This is a genomic window from Paenibacillus sp. FSL K6-1217 (assembly GCF_045040735.1).
Classification (GTDB): domain Bacteria; phylum Bacillota; class Bacilli; order Paenibacillales; family Paenibacillaceae; genus Paenibacillus_AQ.
Map to the genome: position 1 here is coordinate 251,740 of NZ_CP150271.1, position 25,000 is coordinate 276,739.

The 25,000-nt window shown below is 55.8% G+C and carries 24 protein-coding genes; 21 read left to right on the top strand and 3 right to left on the bottom strand.

Annotated elements, in window-relative coordinates; all coding sequences use genetic code 11:
• Positions 1-9: 9 nt before the first annotated feature.
• Complete coding sequence (locus MHH28_RS01025) at positions 10-1,047, bottom strand: CobW family GTP-binding protein (RefSeq protein WP_405110594.1); 1,038 nt, start codon at positions 1,045-1,047, stop codon at positions 10-12.
• A 215-nt stretch (positions 1,048-1,262) separates the two neighbouring features.
• Here MHH28_RS01025 and rpmG point away from each other — a divergent pair, with 215 nt between their 5' ends.
• The 8 genes from rpmG to MHH28_RS01065 all read left to right on the top strand — a co-directional run bounded on the left by rpmG (position 1,263) and on the right by MHH28_RS01065 (position 7,660).
• Positions 1,263-1,412 (top strand): 50S ribosomal protein L33, encoded by a 150-nt coding sequence (gene rpmG, locus MHH28_RS01030; RefSeq protein WP_036702285.1) that lies wholly within the window; start codon positions 1,263-1,265, stop codon positions 1,410-1,412.
• Between the two features lie 249 nt (positions 1,413-1,661).
• Positions 1,662-2,870, top strand: coding sequence for a GTP-binding protein (locus MHH28_RS01035; protein ID WP_405110597.1), 1,209 nt, complete (start codon positions 1,662-1,664; stop codon positions 2,868-2,870).
• 546 nt (positions 2,871-3,416) lie between these two features.
• The gene (locus MHH28_RS01040) at positions 3,417-4,124 is read left to right on the top strand and encodes a metal ABC transporter ATP-binding protein (RefSeq protein WP_405116773.1); all 708 of its coding nucleotides are present in this window, start codon (positions 3,417-3,419) and stop codon (positions 4,122-4,124) included.
• Positions 4,076-4,936, top strand: a complete 861-nt coding sequence (locus MHH28_RS01045) for a metal ABC transporter permease (RefSeq protein ID WP_405110600.1) — start codon at positions 4,076-4,078, stop codon at positions 4,934-4,936. The genes MHH28_RS01040 and MHH28_RS01045 overlap by 49 nt, the downstream gene beginning before the upstream one ends.
• Positions 4,930-6,123 carry a metal ABC transporter substrate-binding protein gene (locus MHH28_RS01050; protein ID WP_405110603.1) on the top strand — a complete coding sequence of 398 codons (1,194 nt, stop codon included), beginning with the start codon at positions 4,930-4,932 and terminating at the stop codon, positions 6,121-6,123. The genes MHH28_RS01045 and MHH28_RS01050 overlap by 7 nt, the downstream gene beginning before the upstream one ends.
• Before the next feature lie 21 nt (positions 6,124-6,144).
• Positions 6,145-6,414 (top strand): 30S ribosomal protein S14, encoded by a 270-nt coding sequence (rpsN, locus tag MHH28_RS01055; RefSeq protein ID WP_405110606.1) that lies wholly within the window; start codon positions 6,145-6,147, stop codon positions 6,412-6,414.
• A gap of 152 nt (positions 6,415-6,566) precedes the next feature.
• Positions 6,567-6,986, top strand: coding sequence for a DUF6157 family protein (locus MHH28_RS01060; RefSeq protein ID WP_405110609.1), 420 nt, complete (start codon positions 6,567-6,569; stop codon positions 6,984-6,986).
• Between the two features lie 50 nt (positions 6,987-7,036).
• Positions 7,037-7,660 (top strand): class I SAM-dependent methyltransferase, encoded by a 624-nt coding sequence (locus tag MHH28_RS01065; RefSeq protein ID WP_405110612.1) that lies wholly within the window; start codon positions 7,037-7,039, stop codon positions 7,658-7,660.
• A 111-nt stretch (positions 7,661-7,771) separates the two neighbouring features.
• On the opposite strand, the gene MHH28_RS01070 is transcribed toward MHH28_RS01065, so the two are convergent.
• Positions 7,772-8,356: a helix-turn-helix transcriptional regulator gene (locus tag MHH28_RS01070; protein ID WP_036702276.1), complete on the bottom strand. Its 585-nt coding sequence runs from the start codon at positions 8,354-8,356 to the stop codon at positions 7,772-7,774.
• 199 nt (positions 8,357-8,555) lie between these two features.
• Here MHH28_RS01070 and MHH28_RS01075 point away from each other — a divergent pair, with 199 nt between their 5' ends.
• The 6 genes from MHH28_RS01075 (at position 8,556) to MHH28_RS01100 (ending at position 13,287) form a co-directional block, all read left to right on the top strand.
• Positions 8,556-8,843 (top strand): Dabb family protein, encoded by a 288-nt coding sequence (locus MHH28_RS01075; RefSeq protein WP_405110616.1) that lies wholly within the window; start codon positions 8,556-8,558, stop codon positions 8,841-8,843.
• A 219-nt stretch (positions 8,844-9,062) separates the two neighbouring features.
• Positions 9,063-9,503, top strand: coding sequence for a DUF86 domain-containing protein (locus MHH28_RS01080; RefSeq protein ID WP_405110618.1), 441 nt, complete (start codon positions 9,063-9,065; stop codon positions 9,501-9,503).
• Positions 9,504-9,547: 44 nt separating this feature from the next.
• Entirely contained in the window at positions 9,548-10,213 is a 666-nt protein-coding gene (locus MHH28_RS01085; RefSeq protein ID WP_405110621.1) for a helix-turn-helix transcriptional regulator, read from the top strand.
• A gap of 98 nt (positions 10,214-10,311) precedes the next feature.
• A complete protein-coding gene (locus MHH28_RS01090; RefSeq protein WP_405110624.1) occupies positions 10,312-10,791 on the top strand; it encodes a YtxH domain-containing protein in 480 nt (159 codons plus the stop codon).
• A 228-nt stretch (positions 10,792-11,019) separates the two neighbouring features.
• Positions 11,020-11,826, top strand: coding sequence for a glutamate racemase (gene racE, locus MHH28_RS01095; RefSeq protein ID WP_405110627.1), 807 nt, complete (start codon positions 11,020-11,022; stop codon positions 11,824-11,826).
• Positions 11,827-12,078: 252 nt separating this feature from the next.
• Positions 12,079-13,287, top strand: a complete 1,209-nt coding sequence (locus tag MHH28_RS01100) for a M14 family zinc carboxypeptidase (protein WP_405110630.1) — start codon at positions 12,079-12,081, stop codon at positions 13,285-13,287.
• A 458-nt stretch (positions 13,288-13,745) separates the two neighbouring features.
• Here the strand turns inward: MHH28_RS01100 and MHH28_RS01105 are convergent, their stop codons facing one another.
• Positions 13,746-13,916: a hypothetical protein gene (locus tag MHH28_RS01105; RefSeq protein ID WP_405110633.1), complete on the bottom strand. Its 171-nt coding sequence runs from the start codon at positions 13,914-13,916 to the stop codon at positions 13,746-13,748.
• Between the two features lie 290 nt (positions 13,917-14,206).
• Here MHH28_RS01105 and MHH28_RS01110 point away from each other — a divergent pair, with 290 nt between their 5' ends.
• From MHH28_RS01110 to MHH28_RS01140, 7 genes are all read left to right on the top strand, one after another.
• Complete coding sequence (locus MHH28_RS01110) at positions 14,207-15,145, top strand: carbohydrate ABC transporter permease (protein ID WP_405110635.1); 939 nt, start codon at positions 14,207-14,209, stop codon at positions 15,143-15,145.
• Between the two features lie 25 nt (positions 15,146-15,170).
• Positions 15,171-16,007: a carbohydrate ABC transporter permease gene (locus tag MHH28_RS01115; protein ID WP_405110638.1), complete on the top strand. Its 837-nt coding sequence runs from the start codon at positions 15,171-15,173 to the stop codon at positions 16,005-16,007.
• 102 nt (positions 16,008-16,109) lie between these two features.
• Positions 16,110-17,480, top strand: a complete 1,371-nt coding sequence (locus tag MHH28_RS01120) for an ABC transporter substrate-binding protein (RefSeq protein ID WP_405110641.1) — start codon at positions 16,110-16,112, stop codon at positions 17,478-17,480.
• 81 nt (positions 17,481-17,561) lie between these two features.
• On the top strand, positions 17,562-19,313 hold the full coding sequence (locus MHH28_RS01125) for a sensor histidine kinase (RefSeq protein WP_405110644.1): 1,752 nt from the start codon (positions 17,562-17,564) through the stop codon (positions 19,311-19,313).
• Positions 19,291-20,913, top strand: coding sequence for a helix-turn-helix domain-containing protein (locus MHH28_RS01130; protein WP_405116775.1), 1,623 nt, complete (start codon positions 19,291-19,293; stop codon positions 20,911-20,913). The genes MHH28_RS01125 and MHH28_RS01130 overlap by 23 nt, the downstream gene beginning before the upstream one ends.
• Before the next feature lie 462 nt (positions 20,914-21,375).
• A complete protein-coding gene (locus MHH28_RS01135) occupies positions 21,376-22,728 on the top strand; it encodes an FAD-dependent oxidoreductase (RefSeq protein WP_405110646.1) in 1,353 nt (450 codons plus the stop codon).
• 115 nt (positions 22,729-22,843) lie between these two features.
• Positions 22,844-24,964, top strand: a complete 2,121-nt coding sequence (locus MHH28_RS01140) for a family 16 glycoside hydrolase (protein WP_405110648.1) — start codon at positions 22,844-22,846, stop codon at positions 24,962-24,964.
• Positions 24,965-25,000: the final 36 nt, after the last annotated feature.

Here is a 25,000-nt window from a genome sequence, read left to right on the forward strand (position 1 = left end):
ACAGGGGGATTAGCTGAACAAGTCTGCCCAGCTGCGGCTGATCGCCTTCTCGTCCAGATTCAAGCCAATGCAGACGATATAAGGCTGGCCCGGGTAGCTTGAAGCCTCCCAGGAGATGCGGTTACCCGCAAGCTGTACCAGTTGAACGGAATCCTGGCCTGCAAGCCGCACATGGCCCTTGGCCCGGAGCAGACTGTAGCCCCATTGCCGCAAAAATTGCTCCAGCTGCTCCCGCCGGAGGCACCCGCTCCATGCCGGGGGAACGGTTAAGGTCACTGCCGCCACCTGGGAAAAAGAGCCATCCGTCCCGGATACCGGCTCATGTACTGCCGTGGCGCTGCTGCCGTTGCTGTTGCCGGTATTCATCCGCTGGAGGGCGGCGCCGCTGATATTGCCGGGGCCGCGCCGGGGAGCCGGGCTCTTCAGCCCGCGCACGGCGATGCCGGTCAGCAGCGGAGCGAGATTAATCTGGCTGTAGTGGGTGAATACAATCTCGGATTCCGAATTTTGCTTGTAGACCATTTTCTCGATCTTCCATAGGGTCTCCGGTTCTACCAGATCGCTTTTGTTGACGATGATGAGATCAGCGGTCATGATCTGCTTGCGCAGTGTGTGGACGAGCTGCTTGTCGGACGAGAAGCGGCTGCTGTACTCCAGTGCATTCTCTGCATCCAGCAGCGTAATAGCGTGGTGCAGCTGCAGCCGGTCTGCCAGTGCCGGCGCCAGCAGTGACTTCGCGATCTCGTCCGGGTCAGCTACCCCTGTAAGCTCGATGTAGATGATGTCCGGCCGGCGCATTAGCAGGGCGCCCAGGCTGCGCGGCAGCTCCTCCTTGCGGCTGCAGCAGATGCAGCCGTCCAGCAGCTTTTCCACACTTGTGCCGGTACTCTCCTGAAGGATATAGCCGTCCACATCCTTGGCGCCCAGCTCATTCATGATAACTCCCGGGTTCAACCCTCTCCGCTGGCTCTCCTTCAGCAGACTCAGCAGCAGGGTTGTCTTTCCGCTCCCCAGAAATCCGCTCAGTATAATCACAGGTATCTTCATGGCTCACTCTCCCGCTCCAAAAGTACCGTCCCCATAAGAAGGCGGCCAAGCCGCTTCCGCTTGTAATTCCATCTATACGTCAGTCTTCTTCAGGAAAGAACACTAATCTAAGAGAGTTGAAAGGTTCAGGAACATCTGTTGACAGCGGAGGGGTAGAGCATGTAGAATGTTTAAATCGTAAAAATTACGATTAAACGGAAAGGAGCTTGATTGAAATGAGAGTAATCGTTACCTTGGCCTGCACAGAGACGGGCGACCGCAACTACACCACCACGAAGAATAAGAGAACGACACCGGAACGTCTGGAGATGAGAAAATATTGCCCGCGCCTGAAGCGCATCACGCTGCACCGGGAGACCCGCTAAGCTGCGGAATATCTCCAGTAGCCCAGCAGATTTCAACTAGTGAAAATTACTTTACCTAATCGCTGGCTGCGGGTTTGCCGCGCCCCGATTAGTGTGAGGTAGGCTTAAATGCAAGAATACAGTTAGAAGAGGAAAGCCTTACGTTTCACTGTTTTTAGTTGCACAGAATACACTTATCTGATGGTTCGCTACGAACAGAATGCCTTCTTTTAAGACTATAAAGAAAATATATTGCACAAGGAGAACACAATGGACAAAATTCCTGTAACGGTGCTAAGCGGATATCTTGGCTCCGGCAAGACTACACTGCTCAATCATATTCTGCATAACCGTGAGGGCCTGAAGGTGGCTGTGATCGTCAATGATATGAGTGAAGTGAATGTGGATGCGAATCTGGTGAAATCCGGCAGCAGCCTCTCCCGCACCGAGGAGAAGCTGGTGGAGATGTCCAATGGCTGCATCTGCTGCACCCTCCGCGATGACCTGCTGCGCGAGGTGAATCATCTCGCCTCGGAGGGGCGCTTCGATTATATTCTGATCGAATCCTCCGGGATCAGCGAGCCGGTCCCCGTGGCCCAGACCTTCACTTACCCGAACCCGGAGCTGGATATCGACCTGACCGAGCTGGCCCGGCTGGACACGATGGTTACGGTGGTCGATGCCAACCGCTTCTGGCATGATTTTGCCTCGGGCGACAGTCTGCTGGACCGCAATATGACGGCGGGCGAAGGCGACTTCCGGGACATTGTCGATCTGCTGATCGACCAGATCGAGACCTGTGATGTGCTGCTGCTTAACAAGTGTGATCTGGTGGAGGATGCGGAGCTGAACAAGCTGGAGGCCGTTCTGCGCAGACTTCAGCCGCGGGCGAAGATCATCCGTACGGTGAACGCACAGGTGGAGCTGTCCGAGATTCTGAATACCGGACGGTTCGATTTCGAACAGACCAGCCAGTCGTCCGGCTGGATTGCTGAGCTTGCCAAGGAGGAACACACCCCGGAGACTGAGGAATACGGCATTGCCTCCTTCGTCTACCGCCGGAGAGCACCGTTCCATCCGCAGCGGCTGAGCTTCTTCTTCAGCAACTGGCCGCCCGAGATCGTCCGGGCGAAGGGATTGGTCTGGCTGGCAGCCAGCGGTGATCTGGCAGCGACAATCAGTCAGGCAGGGCCGTCCATCCAGTTCGGTCCCGCCGGTTATTGGCTGGCCACCCTGCCGGAGGAACAGCAGCAGGAGGTGCTGGCAGCCGAGCCGGATGTCCTGGCGAAGTGGGACGGGCAGTGGGGAGACCGGCTGAATGAGATCGTCTTCATCGGAGTCCAGATGAACCGGGAGGACATCGAAGCCCGCCTGGACCGCTGCCTGCTGACCGCAGAGGAGATGAAGCAGGACTGGACGAAGTTCAACAACCCGCTTCCTTGGCCGGTAGAGGAGCTGCTTGCCGCCGGTCAGGAATAGACTTAAGCGCGATGACAGGACGTATGATAGATTGAAAGGCCGGAATCCTTCGTGCGGATTCCGGCTTTTTGTGCTGTATAGGAAATCAGGTGTGGGGCGAATACGTATGGATGCGATAAACCGAACACCGCAATGTGGTGGTGTGAGTGAGTATGAGCCGGATGTAGGCGAAAAACCGAACACATTTTGTTGTGAGGGTGTGTATGGGCAGCATGTATGCCGCCACTCTGAAGCTTGGTTAGGAAGGGTTAATCAGAGTTATTACGATTAATTTGCAGTTTTGGGTTTACAAATCGTAATGATTACGATAATATCAATGGAGTTAAATCGTAAATATTACGAACAGTGATTAATATCTGGTTTGAGCCGTAGCTTATGCGTGGGCCAAATGCAGCGCCCAGCAGAAGCTACAGCAGCATTCATACTAGAAGCTACGGCGGCATTCATACTAGAAGCTACAGCAGCAGTCATGGCTGCAACCACAGAATTAAGTACGGGATCAAGCACGGCAGCGCCACGGAGGGCGTAAGGGGAGGAGGCAAAGAGATGATTCTATCATCCATCAGGGATGTGGTGTTCGGTTACGGGGATGAGCCGGTCATTGACCGCTTGTCGCTGGATCTGGAGGCCGGAAAGTTCATTGGGATTACCGGACCGAATGGGGCAGCGAAGACCACGTTGCTTAAGCTGATGCTGGGCCTGCTGAAGCCCTGGAGCGGGACAGTCACCCTGAACCGGGAAATTACCGGAGGGGACAGACTTACGATCGGGTATGTGCCGCAGCAGGTAGCCTCCTTCAATGCCGGATTTCCGAGCAAGGTGATTGAGCTGGTCCGTTCCGGCTGTTATTCCAGGCTGGGATTGTTCCGCCGGTTTGCCAAGGAGCAGGAAGCGCTTGTCGAGAGCAGCCTGCGGCAGGTGGAGATGTGGGAGTACCGTAACCGCAGAATCGGCGAGCTGTCCGGCGGACAGAAGCAGCGGATCTGCATTGCCCGTGCGCTGGCCCAGCAGCCGCAGGTGCTGGTGCTGGATGAGCCGGTGACAGGGATGGATGCGGCAAGCCGCGCCGGGTTCTACAAGCTGATGCGGCATTATGTCAGTCAGCACGGCCGGACAGTCATTATGGTTACACATGGCCTGGAGGAGACAAGTTCGTATCTGGATACCGTGATTACGCTGGAACGCAAGGAGCAGGAGGGCTGGACATGCTTGGTTACGAATTCATGCAACGCGCATTTTGGGCAGGAGGCCTGATCGGGCTGATCGGACCGCTGCTGGGAGTATACCTGATGCTGCGCAGACAGGTGCTGATGGCGGATACGCTGTCTCATGTCTCCCTGGCCGGAGTTGCACTGGGTTCGGTGCTGGGGTGGAATCCTGCCCTGAGCGGATTCGCCGTAGCCGTAGCCGGGGGGCTGGTTATTGAGCAGCTGCGCCGCTCATACCGTACATACAGCGAGCTTCCGGTTGCTATCATTATGACCTCCGGCCTGGCATTGGCCGTCGTGCTGATGAGCTTGAAGCAGAATCTGACCAAGAGCTTCAGCTCTTATCTGTTCGGCTCCATCGTCGCTGTAAGCGATACTCAGCTTAAGCTGATTGCAGCAGTGGCCGCCGCCGGTCTGCTCTACTTCATCATTCTGCGCCGCCCGCTATACAGTCTGACCTTCGATGAAGAGACTGCCGCTATCAGCGGTGTCCATACCGGATTATTGTCCTTCTCATTCGCCGTATTAACCGGAATGACCGTTGCCGCTGCCATGCCGGTGGTGGGGGTGCTGCTCGTATCCGCTCTGATTGTGCTGCCTGCCTCCATTGCGCTGCGGATTGCCTCAGGGTTCACCGCAGCAATTGTGATCTCGGTCTGCGTAGGACTGACCGGTGTGTTCAGCGGATTGACGGCTTCCTACTATATCAACACGCCTCCGGGAGGTACGATTGCACTCATTCTGCTGGTATTTCTGCTGGCTGCCATTACCATACAGAAGCTGATCCGGTTGCGCAGCCGCCGCAGCCTGCATTCCTCCAAAGCCAATAAAGAAAAGGGGTCTCACAACATATGTTGAATTTCAACACCACTGCAAAATCCACTTCGTCCGCACAGTCCAAATTCAAAATCCGTCATCTTGCTGCTTTGTCCCTGACCGCCATGCTGATGATCTCCGGCTGCGGCGACAACACTGCGCCGAAAGCCGCTTCTACCGGTAGTCCGTCGGCTTCGCCGTCGTCTGCGGCTGATGCCTCATCTGTACCGGCAGCGGATAAACTGAACATTAAGGTTAGCTTCTACCCGATGTACGAATTCACCAAGAGCATTACCGGCGACCTCGCCAATGTGGAGGTACTGGTCCCGCCCAGAGTCGAGCCGCATGACTGGGAGCCGACAGCGAAGGATATGGCCGATATTTCGGATGCAGATGTGCTTGTCTACAATGGGGCAGGCATGGAGGGCTGGGCGCAGCAGATTGTGGACGGCGCGGCCGGAAGTGATCTCATTACAATAGAGGCGAGTAAAGGACTCCAGATTATCGAAGGAACAGAGCATGAACATGAGCACGAGCATGAACACAGCCATGAAGAGGAAGCTGCGGGTGAAACAGACCATGATCACAACCACGATCATGAACATCATCATGATGAATCTGCAACAGAAGGAAGCGCTCACGAGCATTCCCATAATCATTCGCCTGTAGTTGAAACAGACCACACTCACGATCACGATCATGGCGGACTCGATCCGCATGTATGGCTGGACCCTGTGATGGCTATCCGGGAGGTCCGCACCATTGAAGCAGCGCTCTCTGCTGCCTTTCCCGCGAATGCGGACGCCTTCGCCAATAACAGCGATGCTTATATCGCCAAGCTGGAGAAGCTGGATCAGGATTTCAGAGCTGGACTTCAGAACACGAAGCGTAAGGATTTTATTACCCAGCATGCCGCTTTCGGGTACCTGGCACAGCAATATGGCTTGACGCAGGTGCCGATTGCCGGGTTGTCGCCGGAGCAAGAGCCGTCTGCTGCACAGATGGCCAAGATCGTGGAGTTCGCCAAGGCGAATAAGGTGACTACGATCTTTTTTGAAACCTTGGTCTCCTCCAGTGTCGCCGATACTATTGCCCAGGAAATAGGAGCCAAGACCGCAGTGCTGAATCCAATTGAAGGATTAACAGATGAAGACGTTAAGAATAATCTCGATTACCTGGGTCTCATGCGGCAGAATCTTGAAGCGCTGGTTCAGGCGCTGAACGATTAATAACGAAGGAGCTGATCGATAATGGCTAAGAAATCGAAGGTTGTGAAGGAACAGAAGCGGCAGGAGCTGGTGGCGAAGTACGCGGACAAGCGCAGAGAGCTGAAGGCGGCGGGCGATCTGATGGCACTGCAGAAGCTGCCCCGGGATTCCTCAGCCACCCGTCTGAAAAACAGATGCAGCGTGTCCGGCAGACCGCGTGGATACCTCGCCAGATTCAAGATCTCCCGGATCATTTTCCGTGAGCTGGCACACAAGGGACAAATTCCGGGCGTTACCAAATCCAGCTGGTAGGCTGTTAACTTCATAGATGCTGTCACGGCAGGCGGCTGATCTCTCTGGGCTAGAGGAGAGCAGCCGTTTTGCTATGCTCATATATTTTGCCGGATCGGGCAGAGTGGATTATGATAGAACAATAACTTCGTGCTATTGAAGGAGGATTACCTTTGAGCTATACTGACACGTTTATCCGGATTGCTGAAGATTGTCCGGTGGAGACTGGCACCATCCCTGTATCTGACCGTCAGCCTCCGCCTGCACATGTCATTCAGTATCATCTGCTGGCCGGTTCGCCTTACCGCTATAATCATGAAGAATTACTGTATCAGGTGCATGTGCGTCACAAAGGAATTCCCGAAGAGGAGCATGAAGCACGCCGGGAGGAGATCTGGGCAGCCCTGTTCTCGAAAAATCACCCATGCCTGCGTGCCTCCATGCTGCCCAAGAAATTCGGCTGGGGAGTCCATTACGATGCCGAAGGCAAGATCGCCCTCTATGCCAAAGAGTCTCCGGAGTATGATGATTACACCTCCAGGGAGGATACCGGAGTGAAGCTGCTGAATGCCATGCGGAATAAGCGGCGCTAATCTTGGCACCACGCAGAATCATATTCTCAAGCACAGAAAGAAGGAGCTGCATGACAGAATATTGGAGTACAAGGTTTGCGCAGGAGGGGATGATCTGGGGGAGTGAGCCAAGTCCGTCTGCAGAATGGGCGAAGCGGAAATTCCAGGTGGCGGGTGTATCCTCCGTGCTTGTTCCGGGTGCCGGGTATGGGCGGAACACCAAGGTGTTTTCTGCTGATTTTACTGTGTATGGAGTGGAATTAAGTGAAACGGCACTGGAGCTGGCGGCAGCATGGGACCCGGGAACGAGCTTTATCGCAGGCTCGGCGCTGGAGCCGCAGCTTCTGCAGCCTGTGGATGCCGTCTACTGCTATGATGTTCTGCATTTATTCCTCGCCGGGGACCGCCGTCGCCTGATTGAGGCCAGTCTCAGTCAGGTCAGGACCGGAGGACTGCTCTATTTCACCAGCTTCTCCGATGAAGACCCCAATAACGGCTGCGGAAGAGAGCTGGAGCCGGGCACATACGAATATAAGAAGGATAAATATGCCCACTTCTTCAGCGATGCCGATTTGCGGGAGCATTTTGCCGGGACGGAGATTGTCGAGACGGGTTCATTTACCGAGTCATTGCAGAGTCCGCAGGGCGGAACTCATGAATACATACTAAGAACGATCCTCGCAATCAAACGATAAAGGCTGGAAGCGAGACGTCAATAGGGCCCCTCCCTGCGGCGAGAAGGACCTACTGTGAACCTGATGCTGTACGTGATCCCTCTTCTTCCTGCGGCTTCCTATTAATGAGGCTTAATGAAGCTCGCAGTCTGCAAATAGGATGTGCCGCGGAATGCGGAAGAAATTCTCGGCTTTCTCCTGCAGGGCCAGGGTAGGCAGATGGCAGTGGTGCAGCCACTTGCGGAAGGTACCGGGATGTACGCCGATCCAGATGCTGACATCGGTGACAGAGAAATCATACACCATGCAGAGTCCGGTCAGAATCGCGTTATGCTGCGGTGAATGGGCGAGCGTTCTTTTCATGAAACGGGATGGGGTCGGCTGGCACACAATCGGACTTTGCCGCAGGAGAGCTTCGTTGAACAGGATATGGGGCGGATAGCCTAAATGGCGGCAGACCTTGTCCAGATTGGTTCTGGAGGGAATGCGTCCTTCATATACCCATGCGCTTACGCTGCGTGAGGAGACGGAGAGCTCTTCTGCGAGCCGGGAGAGCTTCATGTCCTTGGCCATCAGGATGGCCAGCAGAACGCGGTTGCGGATCTGGCTGCGTTTGGGGCGGCGAAATCTTTTGACCCGTACGCCTTGTCCAAGATATTTGCGGTTGATCAGAGACCAGGCCTGAATTTTATGTGTTTCTTGCTGATTTTTAGCCATAATACCTCCGGGTGTACAGATTTAATGAAGTGACGGATCCTGTAGTTTCGCTGTTATGACTTTACCATTTCATCACGGCATTCGTCCAGAGTGCAAAGCTCCTGTTTTGGCGGCGGACCAAGATTGTTTCAGTAATGCTGCGGTTTATGATATATTTTTAGTAATCCATTACACATTAATCATGCAGGGAGCGGGATCGATGATCAAGCATATTGTATTCTTCAAATTAAAGGACCGGTCCCCGGACAAGGTCGCAGAGACTGTTGCAGTGCTCCGTAATATGGAAGGAAGAATTCCGCAGCTATTGTCCATTGAAGTCGGGGCCGATCTGATTCACTCGGAGCGTTCGTTCGATATTGCCCTGGTGACCGTTGTGGCTTCGATGGAGGAGCTGCAGGCTTATCAGGTGCATCCGGCCCATAAGGAAGTTATTGCACATATCAACGAGGTCAAGGAGCTGTCGGTAGCGGTCGATTACGAGATCTGAGACTGTACCTACTTGCAAGGCTGGAACCCAATAAGCACGGAAAGCGGTGAGCGGAATGCGCGAGCTTGAATATCCGATGGAAGCATTGACGTATCTGATTGTTTTTATGGCGGCGTGTGTCGTGATGGTGTTCTGGCTGAAGCGCCGGGGCAGGCGGGGGAAATAACGGCAGGTCATGCCGGGCAAGATCACTAAATACCGCAGGGTGGAGGGTCAGCTGTGTATTATGTCAACCGGAAGCAAATAGAAGTCATTCTCGAACAGATCCCTGATCTTAATGAAGGTCTAGCGCATGCAGCTTCTTCCTGGGACGGCAGTACAATGCTGGGTCTGGTGCAGGAACGGTGCCTTCATCTGGCCGTTGAGGTTGTTACGGATGTGGGCAGCTGTCTGATTGACGGGTTCATTATGCGTGATGCCGGAAGCTACGAAGATATTATATCCATTATTCATGAGGAAAAGGTACTGGGAGACAGCGGGATCTATGGTGATCTGACTTCGCTGGTCGCACTGCGCAAGCCGCTGGTTCAGGATTATTTCGTGTGGGAACGCAGAAAGCTGCACCCGATGACCCTGACGCTGCCGGATACGCTGGAGAAGTTTGCCTGCGAGGTGCGCAGATATCTGGACCAGGAGCTGGGCAGTGAAGTCACGGGCTAACTGAAGCCGGGACCGTATGCAGTCAGACAGAAAGGAGGTCCTCTATGGCGAAGAAAAGTCAGGAGAGCGGTTCAACCCGGCGGATGATCATGACGCTGCTGAAGATGAGAGGTCCGCTGACGATCAGCGCGCTTGCCGAGGAATTGGGAATTACCGAGATGGGTGTCCGCCGCCATGTGCTTCAGCTGGAGCAGGAGTCGCTAGCCAAGACTAAGGTCGTGCGCCAGGCCATGGGACGTCCGATACATGTGTATTCGCTTACCGAGCGGGCGGAGGATCATTTTCCCAAAAGCTATCACAATCTGGCGCTGGAGCTGCTGCGGGAGCTGGACCACGGGAGCGGGGTGGAGGCGGTCAATACGCTGTTTGAAGGCCGCAAGCGGCGGATGCTTGCCCAGTACAGCAAGGTGATGCAGAACCGTGATCTGGAGCAGCGGGTTGCCGAGCTGTCAACGATTCAGAATGCCGGGGGATATATGGCGGAATGGAGCAAGGAAGAGGACGGCTCTTACACACTGCGGGAGTATAATTGTCCCATCCGTCAGGTGGCTACCCAGTACCGGAAGGCTTGTCAGTGCGAGCAGCATTTGTTCGAGGAGCTGCTTGAGGCGAAGGTGACCCGCAGTGAATGTATGGCGGAAGGCGGTCAATGCTGCCGGTACGCCATCACCCCGAGTCCCCGGGAGAAAACTTCGGAAATCAAGGGCTGAACAGTCACAGGACATCCTCTCCATGCTTATGATATAGCAGAAATAGGCGATCGCCCGGGTGGCCGGGCAGAGGCACATACAACCCAAAGGAGAGATGGATGATGAAAAAAGATAACAAAAGCTTACTCTGGGGCGTACTTGCCGGCAGCATTGTGGGATCGGTGACAGCGCTGCTGTTCGCTCCCAAGCCGGGTAAGGAGCTGCGTAAGGATATTGCTGAAGGAACCACCGAAGCTGTGGATAAGGTGCAGGTGATTGCCGGTCAGGCCAGTGAGAAGACTACAGAGATCTATGGTAAGGCCAAAGACGCTGTAGTCTCGGTGGTGAGCGAGGTCAAGGAATGGAGCAAATCGGTCAAGGATGCCGTGGAAGAAGCAGATGTGGCTACCGTAAGCGGCATTGCTGAGCAGGCGGTGGAAGTTACAGATGCAGTGGAAGCCGTACGTGACGAGGTGGCTGCATATGAGGCCGCTGAAGAGTCGGCAGTGGTAGAGGCTGAGATCGAGGCTGTGACCGGTACAGATGCTGCCGTAGCTGAAGCGCTTGAGGATGGCAAGAACGCAGGGAAGCTGTCCTAAGCTAAGCTGTATGGATGAGGGTTGGAGCCGTTTTCCGCTGTATAGGCGGGAGGCGGCTTTTGCTGTGGCGGCAGTCTTCGGATGGACAAGATATCAGCTCTGCTAACTCCCCTACTTGAACTGAACCGTTAAATGGAGTATTATCTGCAATTGGGGCTGAAATTCTGGTACACATTATTCCAGCCTTACATAAGCTACACAAAACGAGTTAAAGGATGCGGTGTGTTCGTGCAGCAGGCAATAGCAATATTAGACTCAGGCGTAGGAGGATTGACCGTTGTCAAGGAAGTGATGCGTCAGCTCCCCCGGGAGAAAATCATCTATTTCGGCGATACGGCAAGAGCCCCGTACGGACCCCGTTCCACTGAGGAAGTGAAATTGTTCACTGAACAAATCGTGGACTACTTAATTCAATTCAATCCTAAAATGATCGTCATTGCTTGCAACACGGCAACAGCGGCAGCGCTTGATTATATCTCCGCCAAGGTAGCCATTCCTGTGATCGGAGTCATCCACCCCGGTGCCCGCGCTGCAATCAGCGCATCCAAGAGCGGACAGGTCGGTGTGATCGGAACTATCGGTACGATTACAAGCGGTGCCTATACGGCGGCGCTGAAGCAGCTGTCCCCCTTTGTGCAGGTGGTCAGCCAAGCCTGCCCGGCGCTTGTACCCTACGTAGAGCAGGGGTTATTCCGCTCGGAGGAGAGCCATCTGGCGGTGGCCGAATCACTGAACGGCATCAAGTACGAGCCGATTGATACGCTGATCCTCGGCTGCACTCATTATCCGTTCCTGGTGGAGCCTATCGGCAAGGTGATGGGACCCGGCGTCAAGCTGATCAGCTCGGCGGATGAGACGGCGCGGGAGATCAGCACGATTCTCTATGATAAAGGCCAGCTGGCGCGCGGGGACGAGAGTCCGATCCACCAGTTCTTCTGCAGCGGAGATGCAGAGATCTTCCAGCGGATCGCCCGGGACTGGCTGGGCGAGCAGATCAGCCGGACACCTGTAGTCTGGCAGGTATCTTCGATGTAGCTTGCAGAGTTACAGCGGTGAATTGAATAGGGACAAACCCCTTGCTGGGAATGTCCGGAGGATGAGACCGGGAGGGCTTCCCGGTCTTTTTTTGCCGGATGCTCCATGGAGAGTTCTGCACAATGCCGGTTCATTACAATTCCACATGACCCGCTGCCGCCGCTCATATACTAGGGTTGAGGGCCGGGTCCCGCCTGTCTTCGCGCAGGGTGTAAGGGACAACGGCACAAGAGGGCCGGGAGGATGAGACCTATGCAGCAATACATTGCCCGCAGGGGAGATACCGTAAGCCGTATCGCCGCAAGACACGGATTGACACCGGAGCATGTCATACAGGGGAATCCATGGGCTGGCAGCCAGCCGTATTTATATCCGGGGCAGGTGCTGTTCCTGCCGTCTGCCCCGCGCAAACGGTATGCGGTGCAGGCGGGGGACGATGCGCAGAGCATTGCGTCCTTGTTCGGGGTTGGAGTAGATGAGCTGGAGATGCTGAATCCCGGGGTAAGCTCGGGACGTATCTGCCTGCCGGGCAAGGTGCTAGTGATTCCGGCGGCCACCCGGGGGACAAAGGTTTATCTGCACGGGGAATACGGACCGGCTGAGGTGGATGCGGATGCGGCAAGACTTGCGGCCCGCTATTCTTGTGTCAGCAGTGAACTGATAGGGCACAGTGTGCTAGGCAAGCCGCTCCGCCTGCTGCGGATCGGCAGCGGCCCGCGCCATTTGCATGTCAATGCCGCGCTGCATGCCAACGAATGGCTGACGGCCCCGTGTCTGATGCGCTTCCTTGAAGAATATGCGGCTGCCTACGCGGCGGGTGCGGACTGGCACGGGCGCAAGCCTGCGGACTGGCACCGGGACTGGACGCTCTGGGCCGTGCCGATGGCGAATCCCGACGGCGTCGAGCTGGTGCAGGAAGGGGCGATGCCGGACCATCCTTATTATGCGGAGCTGATGAGGTGGAACAGCGGCAGGCGCAGCTTCCGGCACTGGAAGGCGAACATCCGCGGCGTCGATCTCGGAGACCAGTTCCCCGCGCACTGGGAGGAGGAACGCAAGCGTCGGCTCGTTCCCGGACCGGCCCCGCGGGATTACAGCGGCCCTGCGCCGCTCAGTGAACCGGAGGCGGCGGCGCTGGCCGCGCTGGCCGAGCGAGTTCCGGGTGATGCCGCCGTATCGCTGCACAGCCAGGGGGCTGAGATCTACTGGAACTACCGGGGCTACGAGCCGCCGGAGAGCCGGGATTGGGCGGCCCGGCTGGCGGCGGCCAGCGGCTACCGGGCGGTTGAGCTGACCGGCAGCGATGCCGGTTACAAGGACTGGTTCATTGAGCGCTTCCGCAAGCCGGGCTTCACAGTGGAGCTGGGAATGGGCAAGAATCCGCTGCCTGTGGCTGATTTCGAGGATATGGCGCTGGACACCGGCCTGATTCTCAGTGCGATTCTATCAAATTTGAAATAACAATGAAACAATTCTGCAAATTTGCGTAAGATAACAGCAAAGGGGACGGCCGCAATCCTGACCAACTGATGCTATGCGGCTGTGTCCTTTTTTTGCGTGGAATGAGGTGCAGAAGTGCACCTGATTTCAGCAAAAGTCGGCGAATGGGCCATATGAAGTGTAAAAGTGCACCTGATTTCAGCAAAAGTCGGCGAATGGGCCAAATGAAGTGTAAAAGTGCACCCGATTTCAGCAAATGTGGGTGGATGTGCCAAATGAAGTGTATAAGTGCACCTGATTTCCCAAGAGTCGGCCCATGAGCAAATGTAGTGTATAAATCCCTCCGAATCTGCTGAGCGTAGGCTGTCCAACCCTAAAGTTTGTTACCACACTCCCATTATTAGCCCAACTCCCTGCTATCAACTGCAAGCGATCCACTCACCAGCACTCATAGTCAATCCTCATCATTTCACCACCCGTCAGCCAGTCATCACCAGCGCCCATTGTAATATTCCGATTATTCCATCATTCGTCAACCAGCCCTCACTAGCCCCATCGTTAATCCCCATCATCGTCAATCCCCACTTGCCCGCTCCCCGGCCGCGAACCGACCAGCCAACCCTTCTTCCGATCTCTTCCCATCTCCTCACGCCCCCATACCCTTCACGCCCTTACCCGGCCTGTCCAGCCTATACTCCCACCCGCGCCATCCCACAGAGTCAAAATAATACACATCAACCCGTATGAAAGCTATACCGTACTCCTCCGGGTCTCTTGCTAAAATTAGCGTATAGAAGAGCGGCAGACGGCCCAGGCCACAGCACAGGCGGGGCGTCTGCCGGGAAAGTGAGGGCGAGATGGAACACAATATGTATATGTTAGTTAGTGGTAAAAGCCCGCTGACCGCCTCCTGCGGAGCAGCAGCAGAGGTGGGAACGCGATGAGTGAATCTGCCGTTACCCGGAAGACGGCCAAGCCTGCCAGCGGAACCTACTGGACGCGCAAACGGCGGGAGCAGCTTGCCGGATGGCTGTTTATCGCGCCTGAAGTGATCGGGATGCTGGTCATCGCCGTTTTCCCGCTGCTGTTCAGCCTGTTCCTCAGCCTGACGGAATGGAACCTGGTCGGCGGGTTGTCAGCCATCCATTTTGTCGGTCTGGATAACTTCATTGAGCTGTTCAGGGACAACCGCTTCCTGCTGGCCCTGAAGAATAATGTACTCTTTACAGTAGGCACGGTGCCGGTCACGATGCTGCTGGGGGTAGTACTGTCGGCGCTGATCCATAAGAAGCTGTATGCTAAGACGTTTTTCAAGGTCGCTTTTTTTGTGCCGTATATCTGTTCCACGGTAGCAATTGCCGCTGTCTGGCAGGCGCTCTATCATCCGTCCAAGGGGCCGGTTAATCAGATCCTGATGCAGCTTGGGGTAACCGAACCGCCGCGCTGGCTGGTCGATACCAGCTTCTCGCTGATTGCGATTATGATTATCTACGTCTGGCAGCTGCTGGGCTATCAGATTATCATTTTCCTGGCGGGGATGACGAATATTCCCGAAGAGTTATATGAAGCGGCTACGATTGACGGGGCGAGCGGGATCGGACAGTTCCGGCGGATTACGCTGCCGCTGCTGGGGCCGACCACCTTTTTCCTGGCGATTACGAGCACCATTTCCTCCTTCAAAATCTTCGACATGATCAAGTTCCTGACCAGCGGCGGTCCCAACTATTCCAGTACCGTTATCGTGTACCAGATTTATGAGGAAGGGTTCGAGCGCTTCAAAATGGGCTACGCCTCGGCGATGTCCTGGGTGCTGTTCCTCATCATTATGCTGGTCACCTCCATTACCTGGATGACGCAGAACCGCAAAGTCCATTACTAGTCTACGGCGAAAGGAACGAAAGGCAATGACAATGAAAAAACTTAAGCCCGGCAATCTGATCTTCACGCTCCTGTTCGCCCTGGTCTCAGTGTTCTTCCTGATGCCGCTGGTGTGGATGCTGTCGGCCGCCTCGAAGACGGAGAAGGAGGTCTGGACCTTCCCGATACAGTGGATTCCCACCGACTGGAATCTGGTCGCCAACTTCAAGGCGGTGTGGATGGGCGATGTGGCGTTTGGATTATTCTATATGAATTCGCTGAAAATAGCCCTGATCTCAACGCTCGCTACGATCGTCATCTCGGCAATGGCCGGTTATGCGCTCGCCAAGCTGGATTTCAAGGGCCGGACCCTGGTCTTCACCCTGATGCTGGCGTTCATGATGATTCCCGAGCAGGCGACGCTGGTTCCGCGTTATATTATGGTTAAGGAGCTGGGTCTCTACGACTCCCATGCTGCGCTGATCCTGATGGGAATGTTCTCCAGTTACTTCACCTTCCTGCTGCGGCAGTTCATGATCGGGATTCATAATGATATGCTGGAAGCGGCTGAGCTGGACGGCGCCGGGTTCTTCCGGATCTTCTGGAGCGTAGCGCTGCCGCTGAGCCGCCCGATTCTGGCAACAGTCGGGATTATCAAGTTCATCTGGACCTGGAATGATTACCAGGGGCCGCTGATCATGCTGAATTCGACCAAGCTGTACACCATTCCGCTGGGGATGCAGTTCTTCAAGGAGGAATTCGGCACACAGATCTCTGTCATGATGATGGCCTCCGTTGCCGCGATCCTGCCGTTGCTCGTGCTGTTCCTGGTCCTCCAGAAGCAGGTCATCAACGGAATTGCCATCGGCGGGGTCAAAGGATAAAGGTCAAAAAAGTGTACGCGTACACCGCATAGCTGTACACGGTGTGCGCGGGGCTTAGATTGTATAATGAGCCTGCAGCAAACCAATCAAGGGGGAATTCCAGTGAAGAAATATTCATTAATGCTAGCCAGTATGCTCCTTATGCTCTCGGTCACCGCATGCGGCGGGAATGGGGGCAACGGCAACACCTCGGCGCCAACCGATGCACCGTCTTCGGCTGATCCGGCTGCCGGAAGCGGCGGTACAACAGAGCCCGCAGGCAAAGCGAAGATTAAATTCTACACATTCAAGGCCGATAAGCCGGAAGAGCCGATCTACCAGGCCGTGCAGGCTTACAACGAAGCTCAAGATAAAGTCGAAGTGGAATATGAATCCCTGGTCCAGAACAGCGACAGCACGGATTTCATGAAGAAGCTGGATATCCTGGTAGCAGGCGGCGAAGTGGTCGATGTCTTTATGACCGGGAACGAGGATGAGCTGCTGGAGCGCGCTTCGCGGGGAGTTGTGGAACCGCTTAACTCCTTTTTTGAACAGGAGAGTATTAAACCCGAGGATGAATATTCCAAGCTGCTGAAGCTGGACGACAAGGTATACGGCATTCTGCCCAGCTCCACGCAGTGGCTGACGGTCTTCAACAAGGATCACCTGGAAGCCGCAGGGCTGTCCCTGCCTGAGATGGGCTGGACCTGGGATGATTTCCGCGACTATGCCAAGAAGCTGACCACCCCCGAGCATTACGGAACCTACTTCCACACCTGGGGCGAATATCCGAATATTATCGCCTATACCGAGAAGCCGCATCCGCAGCTTAGCGCTGACTTGAAGCCGATTTTTGACGATCCGTCCTTCGAATACTTCTTCAACCTCCGCCGTGCGATGGAGAAGGAAGATAAGAGCGCTGAGCCTTATGCCGATGTGCTGGCCTCGAACTATCATGTGCTGCAGCAGTTTTTTGCCGGAAATGCCAGTATGCTGGCGGTGCCAAGCTATGCTGTCCGGGCAGCGCTGAATCTGGAGAAATTCCCGCATGAATTCCAGAGCATGTACGCCCCGCTGCCGCGTTCGGTGGACAGTAAGGAGCTGGGCATGACGAATATTTCCGGCGGCGGCCTGGCGATGGGCGCGAAATCAGCGAACAAGGAAGCCTCGTACGACTTCATCCGCTGGATGTCGAAGGAATCCTACAAGTTCACCAAGGAGATTCCTTCGTTCAAGGGCGTGGACGGAGCGGAGCTGATCAACAGCTTTTTCGGGGAAAATACAGACCTGATCGATACCGCCTCCCTCTCCAAGACGCTGTTCGATCCGAATATTAAAATGCCTGACTCCTTCAGCGTGCCGTACGGCAGCGAACTGAAAGCGATTGTGGAGAACGGCTTCGCCAGCTTCATTCTGGATAACCGCAGCTTCGATGAGGTCAAGAGTGAGATGACAGCGGAAGTCGAGAAGGTAGTTTCTGCCAATCAGAAATAACGGATGAAGTGCAAAGGCGGCAGTGATTATGGATTATAATAGGGACGTTGAAGCATTATTACAGTACGGGGTGGAATTCTTATGAAATGGTTAAGCCGTTTTTCCTTCCATCGCAGACTGCAATACACGTTCCTGATCCTGATCCTGCTGCCTTTCGTTGTCGTTACCTTCTGGTCGTATACCTCTGTGCGGGAGAATGTAAGTGAGAAAATCGCCCGTTCCAACGAGGAGACCCTGAAGGTCATCGGCAGTCAAATGGAGAAAACGGTGGACAGCATCTCGTTTGTCTCGGTGTATTTCTCCGAGGCTTATGATCCGGCCGTGCTGGAGAGTCTGCGATATCTGAAACACACCGGGAACTTCGGAAATTACGGAGTGTATACCCATTACAACAAGCTCAAGACCACGGCCAATATCCTGTCGGTGCAGTCGCTCGATGCCGATCTGCAGATTATGCTGGTCAACCGGGAGAACCGGATACTGATCGGCAACCAGAATATTCCGGTGTTCTCTGTATTGCCGGAGCGTCTGCTAGAGGAGAGCGGTCAATTGAATGAATCGGAGAAAATCGCGCTGCAATGGTTCCCCTACGGCGGTACTCCTGCAGCACCGGATTATTATTATGCGGTGCGCTTCATTACCGATCCGCTGAATCAGGACAAGCTGGCCACGCTATACGTGGGCATTCCGAGCCATTACTTCCGCAGCCTGCTTGACACGGGCAATGCGGTGAGCAGGCTTACGCTGGTTGACCAGAAGGGGAGGAGCATCGCGGCCACGGGCGAAGCGGCGCAGGCGGATGAAGGCCCGCTGCTGGTCAGTGAGGTCCGTATCCCCAAGGTGGGCTGGCTGCTTACCAGCAAGACGCCCCGCAGCTCGATCGACAGTCATATCAACCGGGAGTTCATGGTCTCCATCTCGCTGATCGGGCTGTTCTTCCTGGCGTTCCTGGTCCTGTCCATGCTGTGGGCCGGATATATGAACAAGCCGATCAGCCTGCTGCGGGCCAGTGTCAAGCAGTATGTCGGCGGCAACCGCGCGGTGCGGATACCCGTCAAGGGCAAGGATGAGGTGGCGGTATTGTCGGCGGCCTTCAATCAGATGCTGGAGGATATGAACGGGCTGCTGCTTCAGGTCGAGAGTGAGCAGGAGGAGAAAAGACGGCTGGAGCTTCAGGCGCTGGCGGCGCAGATCCGGCCCCATTTCCTGCTGAATACGCTCAATTCGATCAAGGTGGATCTGCTCTTAAGCGGTGATCCGGCACATGGGGCCATGATCGATGCGCTAATGAAGCTGCTGCGTGTGTATGTCCATGTAGATAAGCCGCTGGAGCTGGCGGAGGAATGCAGGGTGCTGGGCAGCTATGTACAGGTGATGCAGATCCGCAACCGTCTGGATATTGCGTTTGAATGCGTGGTGGGCGAGGCGGAGGGAGCGGTGCTGCTGCCCCGGCTACTGCTGCAGCCCATTGTCGAGAACGCGATCAGCCACGGCTTCTCCGCCCGCCCGGACCATCCGGCGATCCGGCTCGAAGCAGCGTTCGAACCGGATCTGCTGCGGATCAGCATCAGCGATAACGGCCGGGGGATGCCGGAGGACAAGCTTCAGCGCCTGAACCGGCGTCTGCAAGGGAGTGAAGACCCGGCGCTTTGGCCGGAAAAAGGGGTCGGGCTGGTCAACACAGCACGCCGTCTACAGGTGTTGTACGGATATCGCGCACGGCTGAGCGCACAGGCAAGAGAAGACGAAGATGGCATGACGTTCACCCTATATATCCCCGTGACCCGGGAGAAGGAGGCGGTTCCCCTTGATGACCCTGATGCTGATCGATGATGATGTCCCGATGCTGGAATATGTGGAATATCTGCTCGGGTCACTGGGGCTGGAGCTGGAGCTGGTAGCTTCGGCGTACAGCAGCGAGGATGCACTGGAGCAGTTCCATGCGGTGCTGCCCGATATCGTCATTGTGGATATCGGCCTGCCGGGGATGGACGGGCTGGAGCTGGCGGATGCCTTCAGGATCACGAAGCCGGAGGTGCGCCTGATTTTCCTGACCTGCTATGAGGATTTCCATTACTCGAAGCGGGCAATCCAATTGGAGGCCGATGATTATCTGATCAAGGATGAACTGTCGCTCGAACAGCTTAAGGGCAGTCTTGCCAAAGCGATGAGCCGTTTCAAGAGCCGGGAGGAACTGCTGGAGCGCTACTCCTTCCGCCAGGCGATCGAGCGTAATAAGGAAGTGCTGAAGCAGAGCTTCCTGAAGCAGCTGTTGTCGGGTGCAGCCGGTCAGGAGGGCACCCTGGAGTTCGGTGAACGCCTGGGCATCTCCTGGAAGCATCCGTATCTGCGCCACGGGTTCCTTCATATGGATGCCGCTTCCGTTACGGAACGCTACCGGTATCAGGATATTCCGCTTATCCATTTTGCCGTGAATAATATTGCACTGGAGCTGTCTGCCGCAGAGTCTTCCATTACACCGATCATGAGCAGAGATGCCGATATCTATCTGGTCTGGAATGTAGCGGACCCCGGTGTTACGGAGAACAGGCTGACTGAGTTCATGCAGGCGGTGCTGGATAAGGTGGAGCAGTATTTGAAGATTACCCTGCGGGGATTCTATTCGGAGTCCTGTGCACCGGTCCGCAGCTTCGATGGTTTATATAAGACACTCACCGGATGCCGGGAGAATAACTTCTACCAGCCGGTGCAGCCGGTGGTTCTGCTTGAAGAGCACGCGGATTTCGGGCAGACCGCAGAGCGGCGCGGGGAGAAGGAACGCGGGATGCTGTCCCTGGCGCTTCATGATCAGCATGCCGCCTGGATCGATCTGGCCGTGAATCAGTGGATACAGCAGGCTTCGGCGGAGCGGCTGCTGCCGCGGCTGGTGAAAGAGGCTTGCGGGAATTTTGTGCGCCAGCTGGCCTTTGAGGCCGGCGGGCTGGCCGAGGAGGACTTCTTCACGCAGCTGGAGCAGACGGTGCATATCGGGGAGGCGGCCAGCCTGACCAAGCGGGAGCTGCGGAGTCTGTGGCGGCAGCATACGCTGGCTCCGGCAGCCGCCGAGGAGAAGGATGTCCGGCTCCAGGCGGTGGACAGGTTCCTGGAGGAGCATGTGGATGAGATGGTGACCTCCACCGATATGGCGGAGCATCTGCATCTGAATGCCAGTTACTTCTCCCGCTACTTCAAGAAGCTGTCCGGCGTGAACTTCACTGATTACGTCAACCAGTACAAGATGAATATGGCGATCACGATGCTGGCCCGCCCGCAGGAGACCGTCGAGAATGTCGCCTATACCCTCGGCTTCTCCGACCGGGCATACTTCTCCAAGGTCTTCAAGAAATACAGCGGCCGGAACCCCAGCGAATTCAAGGCCGGGCCGGTGGAAGAGGATGGCAGAGAGCCATTAGCGGATGACGCAAAGCCGTAACAGTAGAGCATGAGATTTAGACTGGTGAGAATGATTTAACCGATGCGATGCTATGGGTTTGTCGTGTTCCAGACTCGTGTTCCGAATAAGCAGCAGGCGGTACGCTTACTTGCATTCTGTACAACTAAATCCTCTGATGTACCACCGAATATCCATTTAGCTGTAAAACATGCAATTAAATTGTCCTTCCTACCCAGGTTCTCCCTCATTCGAACAGATATAGTTGTACAGACTGCAGTTAGAAGAGGAAATTCTTCCTTTTCCTTGTTTTTAGATGTACAGAATACAACTATCACTGAATATTCGCTTCGAACGAAACTTCATACATGCTCTAATAGAACGGCACGAAGCCCTATAAGTCAAAACTGTCCACCGTAACAGGCAATCAGTCTGCACGTTGTTGCAGCCTCCGTCTCACTATAATGGTGAGGAGTCTAAGTATAACTTCAAGGAGGAACAACGATGAATAGAACTGTATTTACCTTGCCTGCGGAGGAGATTGCGGTATCCCGCGAGGTGGATGTGCTGGTTGCGGGCGGCGGGCCTGCCGGTGTGGCAGCGGCGATCGCTGCCGCCCGCAGCGGGGCGCGGACGCTGCTGATTGAGCAGCGCGGCTTCCTGGGCGGCATGGGCACCGTTGCCCTGGTGCCGGCCTTCTGTCCTTACAGCGACGGCGAGAAGGCCGTCGTGCGCGGTATCGGCCTGGAGCTGCTGGAGCAGATGAAGGCCGAATGTGAGCCGGCGTTCCGCGAACGCTTCGGGGCGGAGCTGGACTGGGTGCCCATCGACCCGGAGGTGCTGAAGCGTGTGTATGACGAGGCGGTTACGGAGAGCGGAGCGGAGGTGCTGCTTCATACCATCGCCAGCCAGACGGTGATGAATGAGACCGGCAGCAGGATTGACGGCGTGGTGATCGTCAACAAGTCCGGCCGGAGTCTGGTCCGCGCCCGCACCGTTATTGATGCGACCGGGGACGCCGATCTGGCCGCCCTGGCGGGAGCGCCGTTCCATAAGGGCGGAGAATCCGGTGAGCTTCAGGCCGCGACCATGTGCTACCTGCTGGCGAATGTGGACCGGCAGCGTTTTGAAGAATACCGGAATGAAAGCGGTGACACGGATCAGATTCATCAGGCGGTCCAGCAGGCGCAGGCGGACGGGAAGCTGCCGCAGGGCCGGGACTCCGTATCGGGCCTCGCTTGGATTGCCGATTATCTGGTAGGTGTGAATTTCGGCCATGTGTTCGGCATTGACGGTTCCCGCGCAGAGGACCTGACCCGGGGAGCCATAGAGGGACGCCAGCTGGTTCACCGCCAGCTGGAATTCTTCAGGGCTTATGTGCCCGGATTCGAACAGGCCCATCTCGTCTCCACCGGCGAACAGATCGGCATCCGCGAGACGCGGCGGATTGTGGGCGACTACATTCTGACGCAGGAGGACTTCATGAATATGACCTCCTTCCCGGATGATATCGCCCGTAACAGCTACTTCATCGATATTCATATGGCCCGCAGCAGCGGGGCGATGCATATCCACCATCTTCCGCCCGGGAAGTCGCACGGCGTCCCTTACCGCTGCATGCTGCCGGTGGGCCTGGACAATGTGTGGGTGGCGGGGCGCGCCGCCTCCTCGGACCGGGTGGTGCAAGGCTCACTGCGGGTGATGCCCAACTGCTTCGCGATGGGGCAGGCGGCGGGTATGGCGGCAGCGATGGCCGCCGGAGCGGACAGTCAGAGCCGGAAGGTTGACCTCGCCAAGCTTCAGCAAGGACTGGTACAGCAGGGAGCCTGGCTGGGCGAAGCCATGACCGCTTTATAACTGTAATAAATTGAACTTGAACATACACAGAGCGGGAAAAGTGACGGAGGGGAATTAGCAAGTACAATTCATTATCTGCGGGAGCGTGATCCGAATGACAACAGGAGGGTATCGCATGAGAACTGTACGTCCGGGACAAGGCAGGCCGCGCAGGCGGCTAAGCCGATTCGGCATGCCGGGGCTGATCGGCTTGCTGCTGCTCAGTCTGCTTGCAGGCATGTCAGCTCCGGTGGCTGAGGCCGCCGGAACCACTTATTACGTCGATGCTGCCCAAGGCAGCGACAGCCATTCAGGTACCGGTGAGGCGGCAGCCTGGAAGACGCTGGACAAGGTGAACAGCGTAACCTTCGGCCCGGGGGACCGGATTCTTTTGAAGGCAGGCAGTGTATGGAATGATCAGTATCTGGATCTGAAGGGCTCCGGGACGGAGGGGAACCTTATTACCGTGGACCGCTACGGGAGCGGGGCCAAGCCGTTGATCAACTTCGGCAACACAGCCGTGGGCGGGGAGGGCTTCGGTGTCCGGCTGCGCAATGTCTCCTATTGGGAGATTAACAATCTGGAGATCACGAGCGGGCAGCATGCCACAGATATGCGCAGAAGCGGAGTGCTGGTGGTCGGTGAAGGCGCAGGCGCGGGGGATTTCCGCAATATTACGATCCGTAATCTTGATATCCACGATATCTTCGGCACCGACCGCCGGACAGGCGGCATCAACTTTCATGCGCGCGGAGCGAATTCTGCACCGGAGAGCACCTGGGACGGCATCCTGATCGAGAATAATACCGTTACTAATGTGGCGGACACGGGGATTCAGACGATGACGGATGCTTTTCTGAATAGTGCCTGGACGCATAAGTTCGATGCCTTCCGGGGCGTAGTCATCCGGGCTAATACCGTGGAAAAGATCCACCGTGACGGCATTCTGGTCAGAGCCGGGGTGTCACCGCTGATTGAATACAACAAGACGAAGTCCATCGGTGAAGCTTGTGATATCGATTCTGCCGTTGTGAACTATCTGGATAACATTGCTGTCGTAGCTGCCCAGTGGGCTTATTATACAACCGGCGCGATTTTCCAGTACAACGAGGCTTCGGATACCCGGATGCTGGAGGGGGACGGCCAGCCCTGGGACTTCGACGTTGAGGTGCATGACAGCATCTACCAGTACAATTACAGCTATAATAATCAGGGCGGCACGCTGCTCGTCATGAACAACACGAACAATAATATTTTCCGCTATAACATCAGCCAGAATGATCTGGACGGCAACGGGGCGTTCCATCTGGTGAGCGGCGGGGGAAACCTGCAAATCTATAACAATATCATCTACCGTTCCGGCACGCAGAACCGGGCGCTGACTCATGCGAGCAATACGGGAATGGTCAATTACACGAATAATATTTTTTATAATACCGCCGCAGGCCAATACACGAACAGTCCAAGAATGACGTACAGCCATAACGGCTTCTACGGGGCGAATGCCAATGTCCCAAGCGATCCCTACAAAATCACCGGCAACCCCGGGCTCGTCAGCCCAGGCACGGCAACCGGACGCGATTCGGCAGACGGCTATAAGCTGCTCCCGTCCTCTCCGCTGATCAACGCAGGTGTATCTGTCCCCGACAACGGGGGGCTCGACTACTACGGGAATCCGCTCTATAACGCTGCGCCGGATATCGGGGTGTTTGAATTCCAGGGTACCCTTACGCCGCCTGCGGTGCTGTTCCAGGAGGATTTCGAGGATAATGATTACTCCGGCTGGACCACCTCGGGGGGAGCATGGAGCGTGGCCGATGACGGGACCCGCGCGTTGTCACAGAACTCCGGGACTGGCGAAGCGCTTGCCTTCACAGGCGATGCCTCCTGGAGAGATTATACGTATTCGGCCCGGGTCAAGCTGCTGAATGCCTTCGGCAATGTAGGCCTGCTGTTCCGGTATGCGGACGCTTCCAATTATTATATGTTCCGGCTGAATGATGCAGGCGACAAGGCCGAGCTGTTCAAAAAAACCGCCGGCACGCTCACCATGGTCAGCAGCACGAATTCTCTCGTTACGCCCGGCCAGTGGACGGAGCTGAAGGTAACGGTCAGCGGCAGTACGGTTACAGCATACGCCGGAGGTGTCCAGCTGCTCCAGTGGACGGATACGGCGGCACAGCCGGCCGGAGGGAAGATTGGCCTGCGGATGCATTCCAGCACCGCACGGATCGACGATGTTAAGGTGACGGAGTGAACGGCTGGTTCCGTTCGGGAGGATTCGATTAAATTT